Below are 24,437 nucleotides of genomic sequence, written 5' to 3'. Positions count from 1 at the left end.
GCGGTCAACAGGGGAATTCATGAGCTTTTCCAGCATGTTTGCGCGCGTCGTCGCGCTGGTCGGAGGCGCCGCGCTGCGGTGGCGCCGGTTCCAGGGCGTGCCGCAGGAGGAGGCGTGGGGTCACGCACCAGTGATCCCGGCTGCGAAGCCGCAAGGCGCGATCCCGACGCTGAAGATGCCGACAGCGAGGGGATGGGCCGCCGGGCACAAGCCGACTGCAGCGCCCGGTCTCAAGGTCAACGCGTTCGCGGCCGGTCTCGACCATCCGCGCTGGATCAACGTGATGCCCAATGGCGATGTGCTGATTGCCGAGTCGACGCAGGTCGCGGGTCATCCCCGAAGCGTGTTCCACTATGCGATGCAGGCGACGATGCGCCGCGCCGCGGCGCTCGGCGTCAGTGCGAACCGCATCACCTTGCTGCGCGACCTGGACGGCGACGGAGTCGCCGAAACGCGCAAGACCTTCATGGAAGGATTGAACCAGCCGTTCGGCATGGCGCTCGTGGACGACACTTTCTATGTCGGCAACACCGACGGCGTCGTGGCTTTTCCCTATGTGGCAGGTGCGGACAGCATCACCGCTGCCGGCAAGACGCTCGTGACCTTCAAGCCTGGCGGACATTGGACGCGCAGCCTGCTGCCAAGCCCCGATCGAACGAAGCTTTATGCCGGCGTCGGCTCATCCACCAACATCGCCGATGACGGCATGGAGGTGGAGGAGGGCCGCGCCGCAATCTATGAGCTCGATCTTGCGAAAGGCACCAACCGCATCTTCGCCAGTGGGCTGCGCAATGCCGTAGGGCTCGCATGGGAGCCAAAAAGCGGCGTGCTGTGGACCGTCGTCAACGAGCGCGATGGCCTCGGCGACGAGACGCCGCCCGACTATCTGACCGCGGTGCGCGACGGCGGCTTCTACGGTTGGCCCTACTGCTATTGGGGGCAGACTGTGGACGAGCGGGTGCCGCAGAATCCGGCCATGGTGGCCAAGGCCATCACGCCGGACTACGCGCTCGGCGGGCATACTGCTTCGCTCGGATTGTGCTGGATGCCCGCCGGCACGCTTCCCGGATTTCCCGACGGCATGGCGATCGGCCAGCATGGCTCCTGGAATCGCTCGACGCTCAGCGGCTACAAGGTCGTGTTCGTGCCGTTCGAGAATGGCCGCCCGTCCGGCCCGGCGCGGGACATCCTCTCCGGATTCCTCGCGCCCGATGAGACCGAATCCTACGGGCGGCCGGTCGGCGTCGCGCTCGGCCCGGAGCGTTCACTTCTGATCGCGGATGATGTCGGCAACGTCATTTGGCGCGTCACGGCTGCGTAGCCATTGCCGCAGAGCCAGCCAGCGCGTCTTCAGTGCGTGGTTTCGCGGAACACCACAATCGTGCCGGTGGACTCCGGTTCGTGCGGTGTCAGGCTCGTGAGCGATGCATCGGTCCAGTCCGCGAGGTTGAGGACCTCGCCGGACTGCATTCCCGTCTCCGGCGTCTCAGCCGGCTCCAGCACGTTGAGACCGCGCTTGTCCAGGAAGAAGGTGTGATCTCCGAACATGGTGGTCAATTGTGTCACCGCTGGATGACTATCGGGAAGAACGTGGGCATCCATTTGATTCAAGGTTTGCTTCACCTGCGTTTCATTCAGTTTCATGGGCTGCTCCTGTGTGTGCGCGAGCTGCAATTTTGGGCAGGCGGCCCTTCTCGACGCCACGCTTCTCGTGGCTCGCTTTCAAGCGGGGTGAACCGATCAACGGGGAAAGTGTTCCGAGTGGCAGCAAATGGAAGTGCGATTCACGCGGGGAACATCGCTCCGAGCGTTGGTCGTGATCGAGGTGGAACAATTCCCGAAAATGAGCCCGATCAGCGCAGCTACACCTGCTCGCTCCGCGGCGAGCCGAGCAGGACGGAGATTTGCCGCCCCGCTTGGCGGACCAGCTTTGAATATTCGAGCATCTTCCGCTCGTTCACGCGGGCGCTCGGGCCGTAAATTCCGATCGAGCCGACGACGCTGCCACGATGGTCGAAATACGGCGCCGAAACCGCGACCGCACCGACGAAAATCTCGCTGTTGCTCGTCGCATAGCCATGCTTTCGCGCAAATTTGATCTCTTCTTCAAGGCGCGCGCGCTGCGCTCCTTTGGGGATCGTCAACAGGAATTCAGTCTGGCGTTCCTGCTCCATGAAGGCGAGCATGGCTTTGCCGGTGGCCCCCGTGGTGACGCTCAGACTGTCGCCGACGCCGCGGCTGATGGAGAGCACGTGCCGGCTCTCGAATTCCAGAATGCAGATGCCGCGATCTTCCTGCAATCTGAACAGCGCCGCGGTCTCGCCGCTCGCCTCACGCAGGCCCTCGACGATCCCGCGCGCCAAGGCGACGACGTCGAGGCCTTTCAGCCAGACATGCGACAGCTTCATCACACCATGGGCGAGCCGAAAACGCTGCGGATCGCCCTCGCTGAGAATGAGGTCGCGCTGCGCGAGCGTCTGCAAGAGCCGGTAGAGGGTCGGCCGGCTCAAGCCCACGCGCTTCTGGATCTCGATCACGGATAGCGCCGGCTGATCCGGCGTGAAGCATTGCAGGATGGCAATCGCGCGGTCGACCGCGCGCACGCCGGCGGCTCCGTTTTCGCCACCGGCCTTCACCAAATTCGCTCTGGGCTTCTTCGTCATCGACAGCATCCGATTTTGCAGGGGCCGGCCGCGCACAAACGCGCTTGACCGTTCGGCCCGGTGCAATACTATCACGAAAATGAAAATTATGTCCATCAGACGGACATGACGCGAAGATTGAAATGGCGCCGCCGAATAGCGAGGGAGGAGAAGCCAATGGCCCAACGGAATGACTTCGATGCGCTCGTTGACGTCAAGCGCGGCTTTATCAGTCGCGAGATCTTCGTCGACGCCGAGATCTACCGGCAGGAGCTGGACGAGGTCTTCACCCGGGCCTGGCTGCTCGTCGGTCACGAGAGCTTGGTGCCGAATCCCGGTGATTTCTACACTTCGCGAATGGGCGAGGAATCCGTGATCCTCTGCCGCGACAAGAGGGGCGAGATCCACGTCTTCCTCAACTCATGCCGGCATCGCGGCATGAAGGTGTGCCGCTATGAACAGGGCAATACGTCGTTGTTCACATGCCCATACCATAGCTGGACCTACACCACCGACGGCAAGCTGCAGGGCGTGCCGCTGCACCGCACGCTCTACGAGGGCGTGCTCGACCGCGAGGCCAATTCATTGGTCTCGGTCGCCAAGCTCTATAACTACAAGGGCTCGATCTGGGCGACCTGGGACAAGGACGCGCCCGACTTCATCACCTATCTCGGCGACGCCAAGATTCATCTCGATCAGGCGCTCGATTGCCGCGACGGCCGCGAGGGCGGCTCGGAAGTGATCGGTGTGCACAAATGGGTGTTCCCCGCCAATTGGAAATTCGCCGCGGAGAATTTTCTCGGCGACACCTATCACAACCCGAGCCACCGCTCCGTTGACCTCATTGGCATCGGCCCGAGCGCGGCCGCCGGCAAGAAGGGCCGCCGCGACGACGAGCTTGCGAAGGCGCAGCACGTCTGGATCAGCTTTCCGCAAGGGCACGGCGTGCATTCGGCGATCCAGCCGGACGCCAACGAGTATGTGGAATCGTTCCTCGACAATCCGATCCTGGAACAATACTTCCGGCACTGTTTTGAGGAGCGCAAGCGCCGGCTTGGCGACCAGGCAAAGCTGCTGCCGTTTGTCGGGACGATCTTTCCCAATACCTCCTATCACGGCCGGCAGCCGCGCGGGCTCTGCGCCTGGCACCCCCACAGCCCGACCTCGACCGAAGGCTGGCGTTTCTTCCTCGTCGACAAGGACGCACCACGCGAAGCCAAGGATTATCTGCGCCGCTACTACATGCGCTACTCGGGGCCCGCCGGCATGACCGAGCAGGACGACATGGAGAACTGGCTCTATGCGACCGCGGCCAGCACCGGCACGATCGCGCGCCGCTATCCCTTCAACTACCAGCAATCGATGGGCGCCTATGTCACCGACCATCCGCTCGGTGGTGAAGTGAGCACCCAGATCACCGAGCAGATCGCGCGCGGCTTCTATCGCCGCTGGGCCACCTACATGCAGGGCGGCGACTGGAACGAGTTGATGGGTTCACCCGCGCCAAACCGTCAGGCCGCCGAATGAGCACGCCGTCAAAAGTCGTGCTCGTCAGCGGCGGCACGTTCGGCATCGGACGTGCGATCACGCTTAGGCTGGCGCGGCGTGGTCATCAGGTCGCGGCCTTCGGGCTGGAGGCGGCACAGGTTTCCAGCATTGCGCGGGATGCGATTCCCTCGCTCCGCGAGGAGCTCGAGTGCGACGGCCTTTCCGCCGAATTGATGGAGGCGGACGTGTCGCGCGCCGCCGATGTGGCGAAGGTGGCAGAACGCGCGCTGTCGCGCTTCGGCCGCATCGATGCGGTCGTCAACAATGCCGCGATCGGCCCGCTCGGCACTGTGCTGGATACGGACGAAGCGCTGTTCGACCGGATCATAGCGGTCAATCTGAAGGGGCCGTATCTGATGAGCCGCGCGGCACTGCCGCATATGATCGCGCAGGGCGGCGGCTCGATCGTCAACATCGGTTCGGGCGCGGGCTGGGGCAAGCCGAACATGGCGGTCTATAGCGCAAGCAAGGGCGGCGTCGTCGCGCTTTCCGCAGCGATGGCCTACGATTTCTTTCACCAGAGCATCCGGGTCAATACCGTCATTCCTGGCGGCGGCGGGATCGTGAGCGGCATGAGCCTCGGCCGCGTCGGCGGCGATGCCGCGCATTTCGGCAAGGGCGCGCCGGGCACGGCCGCGGGAAGGGTCGCCACCGGCGATGATATCGCCAATGTCGTGGCGTTCCTGCTCACGCCTGAAGCGGAAACGCTGTCGGGCACTGTCATCGACGTCGGATGTTTTGCCGGGCAGGGCGGACCAATCCCTGCAAGACAATCTTGAAAGGACATGTCATGACCGCGACCGTTCAGGATCAGGTGCAAGCGCTGGCTCCGCAACCGGCCAATTCCTCGTTGCCGAGATCGCCGGCCTATTACCGCCTGAAGGCCGATGTCGACGATTTCTATTTCCATGAAGCCGATCTGCTCGACGACCGGCGCTTCCGCGACTGGCTCGCGTTGCTCACCGAAGACATCACCTATTTCATGCCGATCCGCCGCAACGTGAAGTTCGGCCAGCACGCCGCGCGCGAGAACACGCGTCACGGCGAGGGCATTAGCTGGTTCGACGAGGACAAATGGACGCTGACCAAGCGCATCGACCAGATCCTGACAGGCGTGCATTATGCCGAGGAGCCCTTGTCGCGGATCACGCACATGGTGAGCAATGTGCAGATCAGGGCCGCGCGCCCAAATATCGACGACGCGCGGGAGCTCGACGCCACCTCGCGCTTTCTGGTCTATCAGAACCGCGTCGAGTACGAGACTTACATGTTCGTCGGCCGCCGCAACGACACGCTTCGTCTGACGGAACAAGGCTGGAAGATCGCCAGGCGCGAAATCCTGCTTGAACAAAACGTCCTGCTGGCCAAGAATCTGACCACGCTCTTTTAGAGCATGATCCGGAAAAGTGGGTACCGGTTTTCCGGCGAGATCATGCTCCATCGAGGATCTGCGAGGCAAGGAACGCCGTCATGATTGATGTCACGGCCGTCAAGGTGGGCGCGCGGCTGAAATTGCAGGAAGGTGTTGTCGCCGAAGTCGTGGAGAACATGGACGATGGTCAGTGGCTGCAGGTGCGTACCCTGGAATCGCCGGGTCGGCCTGGCGAGGTCGGCGCGATCGAGCTCTGCCATGCCACCGACATCGTGAAAGTGTTGAGCGAGTAGGGCGCACGACGGAAGGGCACATGCTGCGATTTGAATACATGCCGAGCGATTTCCATCCGCTGTTCCTGTTTCTCGGCGAGGGCCCCGATCTTGCGGCGCTGGCGAAGCTGCTCAGGCGTTTTGCCGAACATCCGCGGCCGGTCGCGGTCAGAGAATGTATTCCCGGCGCGACCTCGCGCGATGCGCTGATGCTGACGCCGGCCGATAATGAGTTCGGCATGCGCGACCTCGGCGGCAGCTTTGCCTGGAAGCTCACCGATTGGCAGGCCGAGCGCATCGCCGAGCGGATCGAGCTGTTGACGCCGCCGGAGAATAAATCCGGCTCGGAAATCCTGGAGATCGGGAGTGACGGCGAAATCCCTGTAAAAGTTTCGCGCGGCGAGTTCACCGACGATTTCCTGATCAGCCGTCGATAGCGCCACGGAGCCGGTGTGAGCGCAGCGCCAAATCCGCCAAAAGTCCTGATCGCCGGCGCGGGCATCGCTGGTCTCGTCGCGGGGCTGGCGCTGCTCCAGCGCGGCATCGAGGTCGAGATTTTCGAGCAGGCCTCCGAGCTGCGCGAGCTCGGCGCCGGCGTTCAGCTCTCCTCGAACGGCACGCGCGTTCTGATCGCACTCGGTCTCGAAGAGGCGATGCAAGGCATCGCCAGCGAACCCTCGGGCAAGGAGATCCGCCTGTTCTCGACCGGGCGGACCTGGAAGCTGTTCGATCTCGGTGCCTCCTCGCGCGCGATCTATGGCGCGCCGTACTGGATGGTGCATCGGGGTGATTTTCATCGCGTGCTGGTCGATGCGTTCAACGCCCGCGCGCCGGGGACGCTGCATGTCGGCAGCCGCTGCACCGGTTTTGAGGAAGACGACGGCGGAATCTGGCTCGGGCTCGCCAATGGTGAGCAGCGACGTGGCGACGTGGTGGTCGGCGCGGATGGCGTCCACTCTGAAATCCGACGGCAGATCGGCGGCGATACAAAACCGTTCTTTGCGGGCGTTGCGGCCTGGCGCGGCCTGGTGCCGATGAACCGCCTGCCACTGGACATGCAGCGCGACGTCGGCACCAATTGGGTGGGACCCGGCGGTCATGTCATCACTTATCCAGTCCGCCGCGGCGAGCTTCTCAACTTCGTCGGCATCTTCGAGGGCGAGAACTGGCCGGTGGAGTCCTGGACCGAGCAGGGCACCCGCGAAGCCTGCAGCCGCTCCTTTGCGGGATGGAACGGCGCGGTCCACGCCATCATCGAGAACGTCGACGTGCCCTTCAAATGGGCGCTTCTGGGACGCGAGCCGCTCGATCGCTTCGTCGTCGGGCGCGCCTGCGTGATCGGCGATGCCGCGCATCCGACGCTGCCGTTTCTGGCACAGGGCGCCAACATGGCGATCGAGGACGGCATCGTGCTTGCGCGCTGTCTCGAACAATTTCCGGTGGAGGAAGCGCTGCCGCGTTTCCAGCAAGCGCGGCTTGCACGAACCACTTCAATCGTCGTGAAATCGGCCGAGAACGCCAAGCGCTTCCATAACCCCGCGCTCGCCAATGCCGAAGGCGCCAATGAATACCTTTCGCGCGAATGGCAGCCCGAGAAAGTGCGCGAGCGTTACGACTGGCTTTTCACCTATGACGCGCTGAGCACTCCGATCTGATCGGCCGGACCTGGGTGCGGCCCTTGGTACTATTTGCCCGCGGAGCGGGCTTCGCGCGCGAGCCGTTCGGCCTTCAACCGCTTACGATTTTCGTGGAAAGCTCGCTGTGCGGCTTCATGCTCGCGCATGGCCTGCTCGGCGTCGGCGCGCCTGGCGGCGTCCCTGGCCTTGCGTTCTTCCGATGTCAGGGGGCGGGGATGTGTCGTCGAGGGATAATTGGGCATACCGGATAACGCCAGAGCAGGCGAAAAGTTCCCTTTGGGTTCCCCAGGACTTACAGCCTTGAAATGCAAAGGTAAATGATTTCGCCCGGAATGGATCGGTAACTCAAGCGAGTGTCGCTCGAATGACACACCCACCCGGAAACGGTGCTTCCTCCAACCTATGCGCAAAATAGTGCTTATGGCGCGCCAGTGGCCGGCGGATGAAAGCGGTCAGGCGAGCACCTACGCGGCGCGCCGGAGCAATGATGCGCTTGCGATGTTCACCAAGGCGCCGCCGGTGCCGTTCGTGCAGCGCTGGAGCGTGTGGGCGGCGGGCTATGGCGGATCGCAATCGACCGACGGCAATGCCATCGTCGGCTCGAACGATACGACGAGCCGCATCGCCGGCACTGCGGTTGGCGCCGACTATCTATTCTCGCCGAGCACCCTCGCAGGTTTTGCATTCGCCGGCGGCGGCACGAGCTTCAGCGTCAACAATCTCGGCTCGGGACGATCGGATCTGTTCCAGGCAGGCGCTTACGTCCGCCACACCCATGGTGCGGCCTATATCACCGGCGCGCTCGCCTATGGCTGGCAGGATGTCACCACCAATCGCACCCTGGCTCTTGCCGGCATCGATCAGCTGCGCGCCGAGTTCAACGCCAATGCAGCGAACTTGGCATACGCACCGACAAATCCTTCGCGATGGCGAACGGCATCTTCACGCTCCGCGGCCGTCTTGCCTGGGCGCATGATTTCAATCCGGACCGCTCGATCGCGGCGACCTTCCAGGCGCTGCCCGGCGCAAGCTTCGTCGTCAACGGCGCGGCGCAGGCCTCCGACTCTGCGCTGACCACGGCGTCAGCGGAAATGAAGTGGATCAACGGCTGGTCGGCCGCCGCAACCTTCGAAGGCGAGTTCTCCAGCGTCACGCGCAGCTACGCCGGCAAGGGCGTGGTGCGCTACGCGTGGTGACCCGCGTGATTTGCCATCCCGCCCCGGAATGACGGTGAGGCGACGGGCAAATCACGTCGCACGACTTCGCTTTATCAGAAGGAATGTCAAGCCGTTCTGTAGAAAATATTTTGCTTCCGTTTTTCGGAAAAGAATGATTATCTCCCTGCATCCCGTGCCCATGGAGAGGGGCGTACGCGTCGTCACGAACGTTGGCTGCGGGATGCGATGGACGCTTTGGCCTAGCCCGACGAGCGATGATCAAGGCGGACGGCGAAATCGTGCGGTCCTGATCCCCCGACGCTGGGATCAAGTTCGCAAGTGCTCACTTGCGAATGACGGCGGCTAACAAGCCCGGACGCCGGGGAGAACACGTATAAGCCGTAAACCACTCGCGCAGGGAAGGCCGGGTCGCTCCGGTTGAACCTGTGGTGATTACTTTTGTGTACTTCCACGGGTGCAACCAGCATCCGGCTTTCCCTGCGCCCTCCATTTTGGAGGGTCTTGCAATCCCTCGGACGCATCGCGCCGCGAGAACGTCTATTTGCGCCTTCCTCAAGGAAGGAGGCGAAGCGCGAGGCCCACGCTGGGAGGGTTGCGAACCTTGCCGTTCCAGCGTTACCGTAGAGCCACGGATGTTGCCCGGACGCAACAATCTGTGAGCATTTGGCATCCGCCGCGGCTCGAACGTGCTCGCGCCGCTTTTTAGCCACACCCCTCCATGAAATGATGTTTCGCAGGGTAGGGAACCCCGGGTCCGGCAACGCGCTTGCCCCGGGAAGCAGGTTCAGCCGATGGACGCGAAGACGAACATCAAGAGCAGGCTACCAAGCCGTCACGTGACGGAAGGCCCCGCACGCGCGCCGCATCGCTCCTACCTCTACGCCATGGGGCTGACCACTGAGCAGATTCATCAACCTTTGGTTGGGGTTGCCTCCTGCTGGAATGAAGCCGCGCCCTGCAATATCGCGCTGATGCGCCAGGCCCAGGCTGTGAAGAAGGGCGTTTCGGCCGGCGGCGGCACGCCGCGCGAGTTCTGCACCATCACTGTCACCGACGGCATGGCCATGGGCCACGACGGCATGCGCTCCTCGCTGCCGTCGCGCGAATGTATCGCCGACTCGGTCGAATTGACCGTCCGCGGTCACGCCTATGACGCCCTCGTCGGCCTCGCCGGCTGCGACAAGTCGCTGCCGGGCATGATGATGGCGATGGTGCGGCTGAACGTGCCCTCGATTTTCATCTATGGCGGCTCAATCCTGCCCGGCAACTTCCGCGGGCAACAGGTCACCGTGCAGGACATGTTCGAGGCCGTCGGCAAGCACTCCGTCGGCGCGATGTCGGACGCCGATCTCGACGAGATCGAGCGCGTGGCGTGCCCGTCCGCGGGCGCGTGCGGCGCACAATTCACCGCCAACACCATGGCGACTGTCTCCGAGGCGATCGGCCTGGCGCTGCCGTACTCGGCCGGCGCGCCGGCGCCTTACGAGATCCGCGATGCCTTCTGCATGACTGCTGGCGAGCGGGTCATGGACCTCGTGCGCACCAATATCCGCCCGCGCGACATCGTCACCCGCAAGGCGCTGGAGAATGCCGCGGCCGTGGTCGCGGCATCCGGTGGCTCAACCAATGCGGGTTTGCACCTTCCTGCGATCGCGAACGAAGCCGGCATCAAGTTCGACCTGTTCGACGTGGCGGAAATCTTCAAAAAGACTCCCTATGTCGCGGATTTGAAGCCCGGTGGCCGTTATGTAGCCAAAGACATGTTTGAAGCTGGCGGCATTCCGTTGCTGATGAAGACGCTGCTTGATCACGGCTATTTGCATGGGGACTGTTTGACGGTCACCGGCCGCACGATCGCAGAAAACCTCAAAAGCGTGAAATGGAACCCGCACCAGGACGTGGTGCGGCCGGCCGACAAGCCGATCACCATCACGGGTGGTGTGGTCGGATTGAAAGGTAATCTCGCACCAGAAGGGGCGATCGTGAAAGTCGCGGGCATGTCCAACCTGAGCTTTACCGGCCCAGCCCGCTGCTTCGACTGTGAGGAGGACGCCTTCGAGGCCGTGCAGAAGCGCACCTACAGGGAAGGCGAGGTCATCGTCATCCGCTATGAGGGGCCGCGCGGCGGGCCCGGCATGCGAGAGATGCTCTCGACCACGGCGGCGCTGACCGGGCAGGGCACCTCGGGCAAGATCGCACTGATCACCGATGGCCGGTTTTCGGGCGCGACCCGCGGCTTTTGCATTGGCCACGTCGGGCCGGAGGCGGCGGTGGGCGGGCCGATCGGGCTGCTTCAGGACGGCGACATCATCGAGATCGACGCGGTGGCCGGATCACTTAACGTAAAATTGACCGACAAAGAGCTTGCGGAACGCAGAACCAAATGGCGCCCGCGCGAGACGAATCACACGTCGGGCGCGCTCTGGAAATATGCCCAGCAGGTTGGGCCGGCGGTGGCTGGGGCCGTAACCCATCCGGGTGGCGCGCACGAGAAACAGTGCTATGCGGACATCTAGGCGTACCATTGTTGCGTTGATGGTGGGGACTGCGCTGGTCGCAGTGCCCGCGCTTGCGTTCGACGGCGCCCCGGTCAACCAGAAGGACACGACGATCCCCGTGATCTCGGGACCGCCGGCTATCGTCAGCAAGAAAGCAGCGACCCCTGCGCCGATGCCGACGGATAGGGTGAAAGCGCTGGAATATGCCGCCGAGGACGGCCATGCCATCGCGCAATGGAAGCTCGGGCGGATGTACGCCGCCGGGGACGGCGTGGCGCGCGACGACATGCGCGCGTTCGAGTATTTCAGCCGCCTCGCTAGGGATCATGCGGAGGACAATCCGTCCTTGCCGGAATCGGCAGCCGTGGCCAACGCCTTCGTTGAGCTCGCTCGCTATTACCTGAACGGCATTCCCAATTCGCTCAAGCCCGATCCGGATCGGGCGCGCGAGATGCTGTATTACGCCGCGTCCTATTTCGGCAGCGCGGATGCGCAATTCGACCTGGGCAAGCTTTACCTCAAGGCCGCCAATGCAACGCCGAACGATTACACCTACGGCGCGCGCTGGCTTGGGCTTGCGGCGCAGAAGGGCCAGCGTCAGGCGCAGGCCATGCTCGGTCAGATGCTGTTCAACGGCGATCGCCTGCCGCCGCAGCGGGCACGCGGTCTGATGTGGATGGCGCTTGCGTGCGACGGCGCCACCGCGGACGAAGCCTGGATCAAGGAAAGCTACGCGCAGGCACTGTCGCGCGCGAGCGAGGACGACCGCGCCATGGCGGCCCAGATGATAAAATACTGGCTGCAGGGCCGTCGCGACTGATCAGAGAGTACAGAGCTCGGTAATTGACGCACGTCTTATTTGGCAGGCCGCTCCGGCGCCAGCCTTCGTCATATCGCGAACTCTCACGACGCCCTGGCGCGCAGCCAGATGGCCTTGGCCCGATCATAGCAACCGCCGCACAGGACCGAGACGTCGACGAATTTCATGGCGGTGTCCGTCCAATCGCCGCCTTCCGATTGGCGGACCTGCTCGCACTCCGTGCACCACGCGTCAGGGCGCGACATGTCACTGTCGCGAGGCCAGTGAAAACCGACAGCCTTTCCAGTGTCGATCGAGTCCATGATATGGCGACAGACATACGTCGCCTCCTGCTCGCCGTGCGTCTGGCATTGCACTTTGTCCGACATGGGCCCCTTCCGTGTCAAGAACATAACATGAACAATGACCGTCGTGTCAACAGCGTCGATGAACGCAAAGGGAATTGTGCAACAACGAGTGGAGAGCAGGGCCGCTTACGCCGCCTCGAGATCGAGATCCGCCCACACCGGCACGTGGTCCGACGGCTTTTCCCAGGCGCGGACATAGGAATCGACGCCAATATCGATCAGCCGGTCGCTTGCCTGCGGCGACATCAAGAGATGATCGATGCGCAGGCCCCAATTCTTCTGCCAGGCACCGGCCTGGTAATCCCAGAACGTGTATTGGCCGGCTGCGTCCGTCACTGCGCGAAGCGCGTCGGTGAGGCCAAGACCAAGCAGCGACTGGAAGCTTTCGCGGGTCGTAGGGCGGAACAGCGCGTCGTCGACCCAGGCCGGCGGGTTATAGACGTCTTCGGCGGCCGGAATGACGTTAAAGTCACCTGCGAGGATCAGCGGCTCTTCCGCTTTAAGTCGCTCCCTCGAATATTCAAGAAGCCGCGACATCCACTTGAGCTTATAGGGATATTTGTCGCTATTCGCAGGGTTGCCGTTGGGCAGATAGAGGCAGGCGATGCGGAGCACGCCGCCCTTGGTCGGCACCACACCCTCAAGGAAGCGGGCGTGGGCGTCCTCGTCGTCCCCGGCAAGGCCGGATTTGGTCTCGTCAAACGGAAGCTTCGAGAGCAACGCCACGCCGTTAAAAGTCTTCTGGCCGTGGGTGACGACGTTGTAGCCGAGATCCTCGATCTCGAGCCGAGGAAAAGCGTCGTCCGTGCATTTGATCTCCTGCAGGCAGACGACGTCCGGCGAGCATTCCTTCAGCCAGGCGAGCAAAGGCTCGAGCCGCTGCCGGATCGAATTGACGTTCCAGGTCGCGATGCGCATCAGAGAAGTCTAGATCGAAAAGCTGGTGCCGCAACCGCAGGACGCCGTGGCGTTAGGATTATGCACACGGAAAGAAGCGCCGATGAGATCGTCGACAAAATCGACCTCCGATCCCGCCAAAAACGGCACCGAGGCCGGATCGACCAGGACGACCGCGGAATCGCGCTCGATCACCAGATCGTCCTCGGCTTTGGCGTGGTCGACATCGAACTTATATTGGAAGCCGGAGCAGCCGCCGCCCTCCACGGAGATGCGGAGCATGGCGCCATCGCCTTCACCCCGGAGGATTTCGCCGATGCGGCGGGCAGCCCGCTCGCTGATGGTGACGGCTGTGGTCATTGCAGAGGTCTCTCCGGTCGTATCCGCGTCATGCCCAATTCATTTGGTAAGCGGCTAGCTAGATAGTTAAGTGCCCCGGCGAGCGGAATCAACTTGAAGGGATCAAACTGCCGTGTCGGTCGGAATGGCTGCCCCCCGCGCGCCCTGTGCCTGCGACCCCGACCGGAGCCGCGGCCGGCTGTTTTCCGAGCCGCCGAGCAAGACCCGCAGCCCGTTTCGCAGGGATTGCGACCGCGTGATCCATTCCACCGCGTTCCGCCGCCTGAAACACAAGACCCAGGTCTTTGTGTTCCACGAGGGCGATCATTACCGCACCCGGCTCACCCATTCGCTGGAAGTTGCCCAGATCGCCCGGGCGCTGGCGCGGCAGTTCGGTCTCGACGAGGATCTGACGGAGACGCTCGCGTTGGCGCATGATCTCGGCCATCCTCCGTTCGGGCATGCCGGCGAGCGCGCGCTCGACGCCTGCCTGAAGACGCATGGCGGCTTCAACCACAATGCGCAATCGCTGCGCGTCGTCACTTCGCTGGAACATCGCTATCCCGAATTCGATGGGCTGAACCTGACCTGGGAATCGCTGGAGGGCATCGTCAAGCACAACGGCCCGCTGACCGATCGCGCCGGGGCGCCGATCGGAGACTATCGCGAGCACGGCGGCATTCCCTTCGTCATCGCCGATTTCGTGAAGACCTACGATCTCGAACTCTGGAGCTTCGCCTCGCTGGAGGCGCAGGTCGCGGCAATCGCTGATGACATCGCCTATGATGCGCATGATATCGACGACGGCCTGCGCGCCGGTCTGTTCAACGTCGACGATCTCAAGGCGATGCCGCTGACTGCCGAAATGATCGCCGCGATCGATCGGCATTATCCCCGCCTCGATCAGGATCGGCGCGGCGCCGAGCTCGTGCGCGAATTGATTTCGTACCTGATCGGCGCCGTTGCCTCGGAAGCGCGGCGGCGGCTCGATCTCGCCGGGCCGCAATCGGCCGACGACGTCCGGCGCCATGGCCGGCCATTGATTGCGTTCTCACCTGGCGTTGCAGAAGCGGAGGCCGGCATCAAGGCGTTCCTGAAGCAGCATATGTACCGGCACAAATGGGTGATGCGCGTGATGGGCGAGGCCGAGCAGATCGTGTTCGACCTGTTCACGCGATACCACCAAAGCCCTTACGATCTGCCGCCCGAATGGCTCGAAGGGGCCGCGCACGAGAGCGAGACCGCCCGCGCGCGGCGGATCGGCAATTTCATCGCTGGAATGACCGACCGCTTCGCATTGACCGAGCATCAAAGGCTTTTTGACTCGACCCCGGAATTGCGTTAGGCGGCGGCCATGGCCGACAATCCCACTTCGCTCCATCTCTTTGCCGATGTGCTTGCGCGCGTGCACGCGATCTGCGCCGCGCTCGCCAAGGAAGGCAATTGGCCCGTCGGCATCGATCTCTCGCGGGTGGTGGTCGAGCCGCCGCGCGATGCGAGCCATGGCGACATGGCGACTAACGCGGCAATGGTGCTCGCCAAGGACGCCAAGGCCAAACCGCGCGATCTGGCGGAGGCGATTGCTACGCGGCTGCGCGCCGATCCCCTCGTCGAGAAGGTCGATGTTGCGGGCCCCGGTTTCATCAATCTCACGCTGAAGGTCTCGGCCTGGATCGACGCGCTGCGGACGATCCTGGGCGAGGGCGAGGTGTTCGGCCGGGCCAAGGACGCTTCACGCGCGAAGGTCAATGTCGAATATGTCTCGGCCAATCCGACCGGACCGATGCATGTCGGCCATTGCCGCGGCGCGGTGTTCGGTGATGCGCTGGCAAGCCTGCTCAGGTTTGCCGGCCATGACGTGGCGCGCGAATATTACATCAACGATGCCGGCGCTCAGGTCGATGTGCTCGCGCGCTCAGCTTACTTGCGCTATCGCGAGGCGCTCGGCGAGGACATCGGCGCGATTCCGGAGGGGCTTTATCCCGGCGATTATCTCAAGCCTGTGGGGCAGGCGCTCGCAGGAGAGCATGGCGACAAGCTCCGCGCGATGAGCGAGGCGCAATGGCTGCCGATCGTGCGTGCCAAGGCCATCACGATGATGATGGAAGCGATCAAGGGCGACCTTGCCGCGCTCAACATCGAGCAAGACGTGTTCTTCTCGGAGCGCTCTTTGATCGAGAGCGGCAACAATCGCGTGGCCGAGACCATCGATTTCCTGCGCGCGAAGGGCGACGTCTACGAGGGCAGGCTGCCGCCCCCGAAGGGCGCGCCTGTCGAAGACTGGGAGGATCGCGAGCAGACGCTGTTCCGCGCCACCGCCTATGGCGACGACAGCGACCGGCCACTGCTCAAATCCGACGGCAGCTACACCTATTTCGCCTCCGACATCGCCTATCACAAGAACAAGTTCGACCGCGGCTTTCGCGATCTCGTCGACGTCTGGGGCGCCGATCACGGCGGCTACATCAAGCGCATGCAGGCGGCGGTGAAGGCGGTCACCGGCGGACAGGCGGCGCTCGACGTCAAGATCGTCCAGCTCGTCAGGCTGCTGCGCAACGGCGAGCCGGTGAAGATGTCGAAGCGCGCCGGCGATTTCGTCACGCTGCGCGAAGTCGTCGACGAGGTCGGCAAGGATGCCGTCCGCTTCATGATGCTCTATCGCAAGAATGACGCCGTGCTGGATTTCGACCTTGCCAAGGTGATCGAGCAGTCGCGCGATAATCCGGTATTTTACGTGCAGTACGGCCACGCCAGGGGCCATTCGATCTTCCGCAACGCGCGGGAGGAGGTGCTGCACGATCTGCCCGCGGAGGAGGGCGCGCGACTGGCCTATCTGGCCTCGGCCCCAGTCGAGCGGCTGACGGATCCAGCGGAACTCGACCTCTTGAAGCGGCTCGCGCTCTATCCCCGGATGATCGAGGGGGCGGCGGCCGCCCATGAGCCGCACCGAATCGCATTTTACCTGTATGATCTCGCCAGCGAGTTTCACGCGCTGTGGACCAAGGGGCGCGATTTGCCCTATTTACGCTTCATTATCAATAATGATGCACACCTTACCAAGGCGCGGCTGGCGATGGTCCAGGCTGTCGTCTCGGTTTTGGGGTCGGGGTTAGGCATTTTGGGCGTCCACGCCCCGGACGAAATGCGGTAATCTCTCTGCCGCTGGGGCGACCCACGCCGCCAGATGGGACCTGTTGGACGAGCCGGTGGGGCCGGTCCGCCCTGGAAATTTGGTGGGGCAGTTTTCCCGAAGGGGACGCATCATCACGATGGCTGATCGATATCCGAACAGACCTTTCCCTGCTGACGGCTATGGTCGCGGCGGTGATCCTCACGGGTCTGGAGGGGGCGAGAGCGACCCGCTCGCCGAACTCGCCCGCTTGATCGGACAGACCGATCCGTTCGGTGCGACGACGGATCGCGCTCCCAATCCGCCGCCGCAGCGCGCCGCTGGGCCGCGCGAGGCTTATCCGCCGCAACCTCAATATCAGCCGCCGCCGGCGCAACATTATCCGCCGCAGCAGCCGCAATATCAGGCGCCATACGAGGACGAGGAGGGCGAACTGCCCGCAGGGCCGCCGCCATGGATGCAGCGCGCGAATTTGCAACGGCAGACCGCGCAGCAAGCGCCGATTGAGCCATCGTTTGACGATCAGATGGACGACCAGCCGGGCGCCGTGCATCCGCTGCATCGTTACGCCGCACCCGCGCAGCAACAAGACTATCGTCAGCCTGCATATGACGAGCAGTCGGATCCATCGCGTTATGACGATGCGCTGTATGGCCAGCTCGAAAACGGCGCGCAGGATTTTCAGCGCGAGCCGGCTTATCCCGACGATCCCTACGCCTACCAGGAGGGCTATGAAGAAGAGTCGGAGGAGCCTCCGAAACGCCGCGGCGGGCTGGTCACGGTCGCTGCAGTGCTCGCGCTGGCGGTGGTCGGCACGGGCGCAGCCTTCGCATATCGCAGCTATGTCGGCTCGCCCCGCAGCGGCGAGCCGCCGATCATCAAGGCCGACAACTCGCCGACCAAGATCATCCCGCCGTCGTCGGATTCGTCAGGCAAGGCGCCGGATCGCATGCCGACCGGAGATGGCGCTGAAAAGATCGTGCCGCGCGAGGAGACGCCCGTCGACGTCAACAGCCAGACTTCCGGTCCGCGTGTTGTGTTCCCGCCGCTTAATCAGAACGCGAACCCGCCAACGGCTGCCAGTGTGTCGCCGAGCACGATGCCGGGGCCGCCCGGCGCCGCGTCGGGAGCGGCGGCTTCGAACGGCGTCATGCCCAACAGCGAGCCGCGCAAGATCAGAACTTTCTCGATCCATGGCGACCAGCCCGATGCGGCCGCTGCGCCGGTCACGGCGGCGGCAGCACCGACTGCAACGGCGGCACCGCCATCCGTTCCGACCAGGCCAGTGACTCGGCAAGTGGCGCCCGCTCGCGGCGCGCCGCAGCAAGCGGCCAACGCACCCTTGTCGCTGTCGCCTGACGCGGCGCAAGCGTCCCTTCCACCGCCCGAACCGCGGACCCGCATGGCCGCGACCACGCCGACCCAGATCGCGCCAGCGGCAGGCGAGGCAGCGCCGGCTGCCGAGGGTCACTTCCTGGTGGCAGTGTCCTCACAGACGTCTGAAGCCGAAGCGCAGGCGTCGTTCCGCGCGCTGCAAAGGAAGTATCCGGATCAGCTTGGCTCGCACACGCCCGTGATCAAGCGGGCGGATCTCGGCGAAAAGGGCATCCGCTACCGGGCGATGGTCGGTCCCTTCGCGTCGCGGGAAGAGGCCACGCATTTCTGCGTGAGTTACAAGGCCGCCGGCGGCCAATGCTTCGTCCCGTAAGCCGGGCCGGCGTATAGAGAACCATCCAGAGGAAAAACTCGCGGTTTCCTTGACCCTTTTCACGGCCGCGGGCTATTCCGCGCGGCATGAGCAAGGCATTCATCACCGGATTGTCCGGAACCACGCTGACCGCAGCCGAGCGCGACTTCATCCGTGCCGAGCGGCCGTGGGGTTTCATCCTGTTCAGGCGGAACATCGAAACGCCGGCGCAAGTTGCTGCGCTAACGTCGGACGTCCGGAACGCATTGGGTGAGCCGGATGCGCCGATCCTGGTGGACCAGGAGGGCGGACGGGTGCAGCGGTTCCGGCCGCCAAATTGGCCCCTCTATCCGGCCGGCGCTGCGTTCGGGCAACTCTACGACATTGACCCGGCGCTCGGCTTGGCCGCTGCAAAGCTCTCGGCGCGGTTGATCGCAGATGATCTTGGCCAGATCGGCGTCTCGGTGGACTGTCTGCCGCTGGCGGATGTGCCGGTTCCGGGCGCGGACGATGTGATTGGCGATCGTGCCTATGGTGCGGAACCCAAGAAGGTCGCGGCGATTGCCCGAGCGGTGACAGAGGGCTTGGAGCAAGGTGGTATCTTACCGATCTTGAAACATATACCCGGGCATGGGCGGGCGATGGCCGACAGCCATTTGAGCTTGCCGGTGGTCAATACGCCCAAAAGCGAGCTCGAACGCATCGATTTCGCGGCTTTCAAGCCGCTGGCTGATCTGCCGATGGCCATGACCGCACATGTTGTGTTTACCGCCTACGATCCCGCCCAACCGGCGACGACATCTGCGACAATGATCGAACAGGTGATTCGCGGCTTGATTGGGTTCCAGGGTCTGTTGATGAGTGATGACGTCGGCATGAACGCTCTGGCGGGATCGATCACCGAGCGGACAAAGGCCTTGCTGGCCGCCGGATGCGACATGGTTCTGCACTGCAGCGGCGAGCCTGGCGAAATGCGCGATGTGGCCCGTGAGGCGCCCGAATTGTCAGGCAAAGCGTTGGACCGAGCGAGGGCGGCGCTGGCGTCGCGCAAGCCGCCCACAAAACCCTTCGATCGGGCGGCGGCGCGGGCGGAATTGGATGGATTGATCGGTCGTCTGGGAGCGGCGAACGCATGACCGCTGAGATTTTGTCATTTGAGACCGGCCGGCCGGCGGAGCTGGCTCAAGACGAGCCGTCACTGGTCGTCGATGTCGCGGGCTTTGAAGGTCCGCTCGACCTGTTGCTCGCGCTGGCGCGGACGCAGAAGGTCGACCTTGCCAAGATTTCGATTCTCGCGCTTGCCGACCAGTATCTGCAATTCATCGAGGCAGCGCGAAAAATCCGCCTGGAGCTTGCCGCCGACTACCTCGTGATGGCGGCGTGGCTTGCCTTCCTGAAGTCGCGCCTCCTGTTGCCGGAGCCGCCGGCCGCGGAAGGGCCGAGTGCCGAAGAGATGGCAACCGCCCTTGCCAATCGGCTGCGCCGGCTCGAGGCCATTCGCGAAGCCGCCAACCGGCTGATGAACCGGCCGCAGTTGCAACGCGATATCTTCCCGCGAGGAAATCCGGAGGCGATCGCGGAAATCCGTCATCCGAAATACACGGCAACGCTGTTCGACCTTCTCACCGCCTACGCCGCGCAGCGGCAGAACCGCGTGCTCGCAAGCGTGCATCTGGCCAAGCGCACCGTTTGGTCGCTCGCCGAGGCGCGCGCCTCGCTGGAGCGTCTGATCGGCATGGCCGACACCGAGGACTGGGGCTGCCTCGACGAATATCTCTTGCGCTACATCGCCGATCCTTCGCAACGCGCCACCGTGTTCGCGTCGAGCTTTGCGGCCGCGCTGGAATTGGTGCGCGAAGGCGAGATGGAACTGAATCAGAAACAGGCGTTCGCGCCGCTCTATTTCCGAAAGCGCCCGCCGAAGGCCCCTGGGCCGGTGGCGGCGTCGGATCAGTAAGTCAAGGAAGGAGAGGCCATGGCAAGCCTGGCGGAAAAACGCATGGATGAAGCCGAGGACATTCCCGCTGGCCCCGAGGCGCGGCCCGAAGAGTTGCGCCTTCTCGAAGCCCTGCTGTTTGCGTCGAGCGAACCGTTGGATACGGCCACCCTTGCCAAGCGCATGCCCGATGGGGTCGATGTGAAGGCGGCGCTCGCGCAATTGCAGGCGGAATATGCAACGCGTGGCGTCAATCTGGTACGCATCGGCAACAAATGGACGTTCCGCACCGCCTGCGATCTCGCCTGGCTGATGACGCGCGAAAGCACGGAGACACGGCGCCTCTCGCGCGCGGCGATCGAGGTGCTGGCGATCATCGCCTATCACCAGCCGGTGACGCGCGCCGAGATAGAGGAGATCCGGGGTGTCGTCACCTCCAAGGGCACGCTCGATGTCTTGCTCGAGACCGGCTGGATCAGGCCTCGCGGACGGCGGAAGACGCCGGGCCGGCCGCTGACGTTTGGGACCACCGAGACGTTCCTGTCGCAGTTCAGCCTGGAAGTGCTCGGCGACCTTCCGGGCCTCGATGAGCTGAAGGGCACAGGCCTGTTGGACTCGCGCCTGCCGACCGGTTTCACCGTACCGACTCCTTCGGACGATCCGACGCTTCGCGAGGACGAGGATCCGCTCGAGCCCGGCGACCTGGAACTGACGCTGGCGCCGCACGTCGAGCCCGAAGGCGGCGGCGACAAGGGCGAAAGCTAAGCCTTTCGTAGGCTGTAAGGGCGCTTCCGCGCCGGTTAACGGTAGCCACATTACGGTTACGTCACTCACGATTTGACGTCGCCTAAGTGCTTGTTTTTGACGCCTCCCAAGCCTACGTTCCGATGAGATCAGGCTGGGTGACCGGCCATTGGTGTTGGAGGGTTGCAGGATGGGTTCGCTTAGCATTTGGCACTGGATCGTGGTGATCGCAGTGGTCCTGCTGCTGTTCGGCCGCGGCAAGATTTCGGATCTGATGGGTGATGTGGCGCAGGGTATCAAGGCCTTCAAGAAGGGTATGCGCGACGACGAAACTGCGGTCGACAAGCCCAACGATGCGGTCAAGTCCATCGATCACAGCAACGCGTCGTCCACGTCTGCGCGGACGGACGTCGGCAGCAAGGCGGTCTGACGAGCCGGACGTTATTGGCAAGCCGCGGACGGCCCCATATCGCTGTCGACGCATCGGGGCGAGGCGACTTCGCGTGAGCGGAATCTTTCATGTTCGACATTGGGTGGAGTGAAATCCTTCTCATCGCGGTTGTCGCGCTGATTGTGATCGGCCCGAAAGAGCTGCCGGGCGTGCTGCGCATGATGGGGCAATGGATGGGCAAGGCCCGCAAGATGGCCGCCGAATTCCAGGGCCAGTTCCAGGAAGCCATGCGCGAAGCGGAGATGGCCGATCTCAAGCAGAGCTTTGACGAGGTGAGGGAGGCTGCTTCCAGCTTCTCCAAGGGCAGTCTGATAACCTCGCTTACCAAGGACGTCACGGAAGCACTGAGCATCGACGATGTCGACAAGCCGGCCGAAACACCGGCGACGCCTATGATCGAGCCTCCGACCACGCCCACGACACCGGAAGCTCCGGCACCCGAGACGTTGGTGGAAGCAACCACACACGAAGCGGTGGAAGCAACCACGCACGAAGCCACCGAGCCGCTCGCCGTCACCCGCGAGGTTCAGCCACAGGACAACGCACCGGCCGCCGCCGACGAGCTCAAGGACGCCAAAGCGTCATGACCGACGCCGATATTGAGGCCAGCAAGGCACCCCTGCTCGACCATCTGATCGAGCTGCGCTCGCGCCTGATCAAGGCGCTGCTCGGCTTCGCCATTGCCTTTATCTTCTGCTTCTTCTTCGCGAAGCAAATCTACAACATCCTGGTCTGGCCGTTCGTGCTGGTCGCGGGCGCCGAAAATTCGAAATTCATCTACACGGCGCTGCTCGAATACTTCATCACCCAGTTGAAGCTCGCGCTGTTCGGTGCCGGCTTCATCTCGTTTCCGATTGTCGCCACCCAGATCTACAAATTCGTCGCGCCCGGCCTTTACCGCCACGAGCGCAACGCGTTCCGGCCTTACCTGATTGCGACACCGATCTTCTTCGTGATGGGCGCGATGATGGTTTATTTTGTGGTGTTCCCGATGCTGATCCGATTTTCGCTCGGCATGCAGCAGATGGGCGGCCCTGACACCGCGCAGATCGAGCTGTTGCCCAAGGTCGGCGAATATCTCTCACTGATGATGTCGCTGATCTTCGCCTTCGGCATCGCCTTCCAGCTACCGGTGATCCTCACCCTTCTCGGCCGCGTCGGCATCGTCACCTCGCAGATGCTGCGCAGCAAGCGTCGCTACTTCATCGTGGTCGCCTTCATCATCGCGGCCGTCCTGACCCCGCCTGACGTGTTGAGCCAGTCGTCGCTGGCGCTGCCACTGCTTGCCCTCTATGAGGGCTCGATCATTGCTGTGCGCGTGGTCGAGAAGAAGGCTGCCGCCGCGCGGCAAAGCTCTACCACCGGCGCTCCGCCGGCGGCCAATCCCGCCGAGTAGGGCGCCTTTCGCCGCAAACCGGCCGCGTTGACGGCTGTGGCGGCTGTTCCAAATCACGACCATTCGGGTTACTGGAAGGCGCCTTCGATAACGGCGCGACTCAAGGGCCATCAGCCATGCATGACATCAAAGCGATCCGCGACAATCCGCAAGCCTTCGATGCCGCGCTGAAGCGGCGCGGGCTTGAGCCACTGTCCGCTTCGCTGCTTGCGATCGACGAGAAACGCCGCACGGCGATCCTCGCCTCCGAGCAGGCACAGGCGCGGCGCAATGCGGCTTCGAAAGAGATCGGCGATGCCAAGAAAGCCAAGGACGAAGCGCGCGCCAAGGCCTTGATGGATGAGGTGTCGAAGCTGAAGACGACGCTGCCGGAGCTCGAGGCCGCCGCCAAGCAGGCCGATGAGGAGCTGGCAAAAGAGCTGGCGGCGATCCCGAACCTGCCATTGCCTGCGCCGGAAGTTCCTGACGGCACCGACGAGCATGGCAACGTGCAGCACCATGTCTTCGGCAAGGCACGCGAGTATGGCTATGCGTCTAAGGCGCACGACGAGCTTGGCGAAGGCCTCGGTCTGATGGATTTCGAGACAGCCGCGAAACTGTCAGGCGCGCGCTTTGTCGTGCTGAAAAAAGGCCTCGCGCGGATGGAGCGGGCCATTGGGCAATTCATGCTTGACTTGCACACCAATGAGCATGGCTACATCGAGATCAATCCGCCGTTATTGGTGCGTAACGATGTGATGTTCGGTACCGGCCAGTTGCCGAAATTCGAGGACGATCAGTTCTGGGCGATCAAGGGCGAGCTCTTGGCTTCGCCCGACGAGCGCTTGAAGAGCGAGCGGCTCGGTCTGATTCCGACCGCCGAAGTCTCGCTCACCAACCTCGTCCGCGAGTCCATCGTCGATGACAAGGAATTGCCGATGCGATTCACGGCGTTGACGCCGTGTTTTCGCGCGGAAGCGGGTGCCGCGGGACGCGATACCCGCGGCATGATCCGCCAGCACCAGTTCAACAAGGTTGAATTGGTGTCGATCGCGACGCCAGAGACAAGCCGCGACGAGCATGAGCGCATGCTCGCCTGCGCCGAGGAGGTCTTGAGACAACTCGATCTGCATTACCGCGTGATGACATTGTGCGCCGGCGACATGGGCTTTTCGGCGCAAAAAACCTATGACATCGAAGTCTGGATGCCGGGTCAGGGCGAGGGCGGCGCGTACCGCGAGATCTCGAGCTGCTCGGTTTGTGGCGATTTCCAGGCGCGGCGCATGAATGCGCGCTCGCGCGGCTCCGACGGCAAGCCGCGCTTCGTGCACACGCTGAATGGCTCCGGTACTGCGGTAGGTCGCGCGCTGATCGCGGTCATGGAAACCTATCAGCAGCAGGGCGGTTCGATCGCAGTGCCCGACGTTTTGCAGCCCTATATGGGCGGGCTTAAAGTCATCGCACACGACGCCTGAACGCGGCTGCAGATTTTTCAGGCGCGCCCGCGTTCGCTGTTGCGAATGGCGGGCGCGCCGGTATCCTCGCGGCCTGTGTTTATTGTTTA

25 protein-coding genes and 1 pseudogene are annotated in these 24,437 nt (G+C 63.4%); 20 read left to right on the top strand and 6 right to left on the bottom strand.

From position 1 onward, the window contains the following. Positions 1–19: 19 nt before the first annotated feature. The gene (locus VKR55_RS09075; RefSeq protein WP_324402000.1) at positions 20–1,321 is read left to right on the top strand and encodes a PQQ-dependent sugar dehydrogenase; all 1,302 of its coding nucleotides are present in this window, start codon (positions 20–22) and stop codon (positions 1,319–1,321) included. A 29-nt stretch (positions 1,322–1,350) separates the two neighbouring features. On the opposite strand, the gene VKR55_RS09070 is transcribed toward VKR55_RS09075, so the two are convergent. Beyond that, complete coding sequence (locus tag VKR55_RS09070) at positions 1,351–1,644, bottom strand: hypothetical protein (protein ID WP_324401998.1); 294 nt, start codon at positions 1,642–1,644, stop codon at positions 1,351–1,353. A 218-nt stretch (positions 1,645–1,862) separates the two neighbouring features. Further along, positions 1,863–2,663 (bottom strand): IclR family transcriptional regulator, encoded by an 801-nt coding sequence (locus VKR55_RS09065; RefSeq protein WP_324401996.1) that lies wholly within the window; start codon positions 2,661–2,663, stop codon positions 1,863–1,865. Positions 2,664–2,819: 156 nt separating this feature from the next. Between VKR55_RS09065 and VKR55_RS09060 the strand changes: the two genes are divergently transcribed. From VKR55_RS09060 to VKR55_RS09035, 6 genes are all read left to right on the top strand, one after another. Next, on the top strand, positions 2,820–4,169 hold the full coding sequence (locus VKR55_RS09060) for an aromatic ring-hydroxylating oxygenase subunit alpha (RefSeq protein WP_324401994.1): 1,350 nt from the start codon (positions 2,820–2,822) through the stop codon (positions 4,167–4,169). Beyond that, the gene (locus VKR55_RS09055) at positions 4,166–4,969 is read left to right on the top strand and encodes an SDR family NAD(P)-dependent oxidoreductase (RefSeq protein WP_324401992.1); all 804 of its coding nucleotides are present in this window, start codon (positions 4,166–4,168) and stop codon (positions 4,967–4,969) included. Before VKR55_RS09060 ends, VKR55_RS09055 begins: the two co-directional genes overlap by 4 nt. An 11-nt stretch (positions 4,970–4,980) precedes the next feature. Continuing rightward, complete coding sequence (locus VKR55_RS09050; RefSeq protein ID WP_324401990.1) at positions 4,981–5,580, top strand: 3-phenylpropionate/cinnamic acid dioxygenase subunit beta; 600 nt, start codon at positions 4,981–4,983, stop codon at positions 5,578–5,580. Positions 5,581–5,660: 80 nt separating this feature from the next. Further along, positions 5,661–5,855 (top strand): hypothetical protein, encoded by a 195-nt coding sequence (locus VKR55_RS09045; RefSeq protein WP_324401988.1) that lies wholly within the window; start codon positions 5,661–5,663, stop codon positions 5,853–5,855. 20 nt (positions 5,856–5,875) lie between these two features. Further along, on the top strand, positions 5,876–6,271 hold the full coding sequence (locus tag VKR55_RS09040; RefSeq protein WP_324401986.1) for a hypothetical protein: 396 nt from the start codon (positions 5,876–5,878) through the stop codon (positions 6,269–6,271). Positions 6,272–6,286: 15 nt separating this feature from the next. Next, positions 6,287–7,489 carry an FAD-dependent monooxygenase gene (locus VKR55_RS09035; RefSeq protein WP_324401984.1) on the top strand — a complete coding sequence of 401 codons (1,203 nt, stop codon included), beginning with the start codon at positions 6,287–6,289 and terminating at the stop codon, positions 7,487–7,489. A gap of 29 nt (positions 7,490–7,518) precedes the next feature. On the opposite strand, the gene VKR55_RS09030 is transcribed toward VKR55_RS09035, so the two are convergent. After that, positions 7,519–7,713, bottom strand: coding sequence for a hypothetical protein (locus VKR55_RS09030; RefSeq protein ID WP_324401982.1), 195 nt, complete (start codon positions 7,711–7,713; stop codon positions 7,519–7,521). A gap of 196 nt (positions 7,714–7,909) precedes the next feature. Between VKR55_RS09030 and VKR55_RS09025 the strand changes: the two are divergent. The 3 genes and pseudogenes from VKR55_RS09025 to VKR55_RS09015 form a co-directional block, all read left to right on the top strand. Further along, a pseudogene (locus tag VKR55_RS09025) lies at positions 7,910–8,667 on the top strand (autotransporter outer membrane beta-barrel domain-containing protein); the annotation flags it as partial. A gap of 773 nt (positions 8,668–9,440) precedes the next feature. Further along, entirely contained in the window at positions 9,441–11,165 is a 1,725-nt protein-coding gene (ilvD, locus tag VKR55_RS09020) for a dihydroxy-acid dehydratase (protein WP_324401980.1), read from the top strand. Then, positions 11,152–11,967 (top strand): tetratricopeptide repeat protein, encoded by an 816-nt coding sequence (locus tag VKR55_RS09015; RefSeq protein ID WP_324401978.1) that lies wholly within the window; start codon positions 11,152–11,154, stop codon positions 11,965–11,967. Before ilvD ends, VKR55_RS09015 begins: the two co-directional genes overlap by 14 nt. Before the next feature lie 83 nt (positions 11,968–12,050). Here the strand turns inward: VKR55_RS09015 and VKR55_RS09010 are convergent, their stop codons facing one another. From VKR55_RS09010 to erpA, 3 genes are all read right to left on the bottom strand, one after another. Beyond that, a complete protein-coding gene (locus tag VKR55_RS09010; RefSeq protein WP_324401976.1) occupies positions 12,051–12,335 on the bottom strand; it encodes a hypothetical protein in 285 nt (94 codons plus the stop codon). Between the two features lie 105 nt (positions 12,336–12,440). Further along, positions 12,441–13,232 (bottom strand): exodeoxyribonuclease III, encoded by a 792-nt coding sequence (gene xth / locus VKR55_RS09005; RefSeq protein ID WP_324401974.1) that lies wholly within the window; start codon positions 13,230–13,232, stop codon positions 12,441–12,443. 9 nt (positions 13,233–13,241) lie between these two features. Beyond that, on the bottom strand, positions 13,242–13,571 hold the full coding sequence (gene erpA / locus VKR55_RS09000) for an iron-sulfur cluster insertion protein ErpA (protein ID WP_324401972.1): 330 nt from the start codon (positions 13,569–13,571) through the stop codon (positions 13,242–13,244). 112 nt (positions 13,572–13,683) lie between these two features. Between erpA and VKR55_RS08995 the strand changes: the two genes are divergently transcribed. The 10 genes from VKR55_RS08995 (at position 13,684) to serS (ending at position 24,348) form a co-directional block, all read left to right on the top strand. Then, positions 13,684–14,895: a deoxyguanosinetriphosphate triphosphohydrolase gene (locus tag VKR55_RS08995; protein WP_324401970.1), complete on the top strand. Its 1,212-nt coding sequence runs from the start codon at positions 13,684–13,686 to the stop codon at positions 14,893–14,895. A 9-nt stretch (positions 14,896–14,904) separates the two neighbouring features. Beyond that, on the top strand, positions 14,905–16,701 hold the full coding sequence (gene argS, locus VKR55_RS08990; RefSeq protein WP_324401968.1) for an arginine--tRNA ligase: 1,797 nt from the start codon (positions 14,905–14,907) through the stop codon (positions 16,699–16,701). Positions 16,702–16,819: 118 nt separating this feature from the next. After that, complete coding sequence (locus VKR55_RS08985) at positions 16,820–18,388, top strand: SPOR domain-containing protein (protein WP_324401966.1); 1,569 nt, start codon at positions 16,820–16,822, stop codon at positions 18,386–18,388. An 86-nt stretch (positions 18,389–18,474) separates the two neighbouring features. Then, the gene (nagZ, locus tag VKR55_RS08980) at positions 18,475–19,503 is read left to right on the top strand and encodes a beta-N-acetylhexosaminidase (RefSeq protein WP_324401964.1); all 1,029 of its coding nucleotides are present in this window, start codon (positions 18,475–18,477) and stop codon (positions 19,501–19,503) included. After that, positions 19,500–20,324: a segregation and condensation protein A gene (locus tag VKR55_RS08975; protein WP_324401962.1), complete on the top strand. Its 825-nt coding sequence runs from the start codon at positions 19,500–19,502 to the stop codon at positions 20,322–20,324. Before nagZ ends, VKR55_RS08975 begins: the two co-directional genes overlap by 4 nt. A gap of 18 nt (positions 20,325–20,342) precedes the next feature. After that, positions 20,343–21,068: an SMC-Scp complex subunit ScpB gene (gene scpB / locus VKR55_RS08970; RefSeq protein ID WP_324401960.1), complete on the top strand. Its 726-nt coding sequence runs from the start codon at positions 20,343–20,345 to the stop codon at positions 21,066–21,068. 169 nt (positions 21,069–21,237) lie between these two features. Then, entirely contained in the window at positions 21,238–21,477 is a 240-nt protein-coding gene (locus VKR55_RS08965; RefSeq protein WP_324401958.1) for a twin-arginine translocase TatA/TatE family subunit, read from the top strand. An 89-nt stretch (positions 21,478–21,566) separates the two neighbouring features. Continuing rightward, complete coding sequence (tatB, locus tag VKR55_RS08960; RefSeq protein ID WP_324401956.1) at positions 21,567–22,085, top strand: Sec-independent protein translocase protein TatB; 519 nt, start codon at positions 21,567–21,569, stop codon at positions 22,083–22,085. Then, positions 22,082–22,894, top strand: a complete 813-nt coding sequence (gene tatC / locus VKR55_RS08955; RefSeq protein WP_324401954.1) for a twin-arginine translocase subunit TatC — start codon at positions 22,082–22,084, stop codon at positions 22,892–22,894. Before tatB ends, tatC begins: the two co-directional genes overlap by 4 nt. Before the next feature lie 116 nt (positions 22,895–23,010). Beyond that, complete coding sequence (gene serS / locus VKR55_RS08950; RefSeq protein ID WP_324401952.1) at positions 23,011–24,348, top strand: serine--tRNA ligase; 1,338 nt, start codon at positions 23,011–23,013, stop codon at positions 24,346–24,348. The last annotated feature ends 89 nt before the right edge of the window (positions 24,349–24,437 follow it).

This window comes from Bradyrhizobium sp. (assembly GCF_035309285.1).
Lineage (GTDB): Bacteria > Pseudomonadota > Alphaproteobacteria > Rhizobiales > Xanthobacteraceae > Bradyrhizobium.
This window is presented reverse-complemented; position numbering and strand designations above follow the sequence as displayed.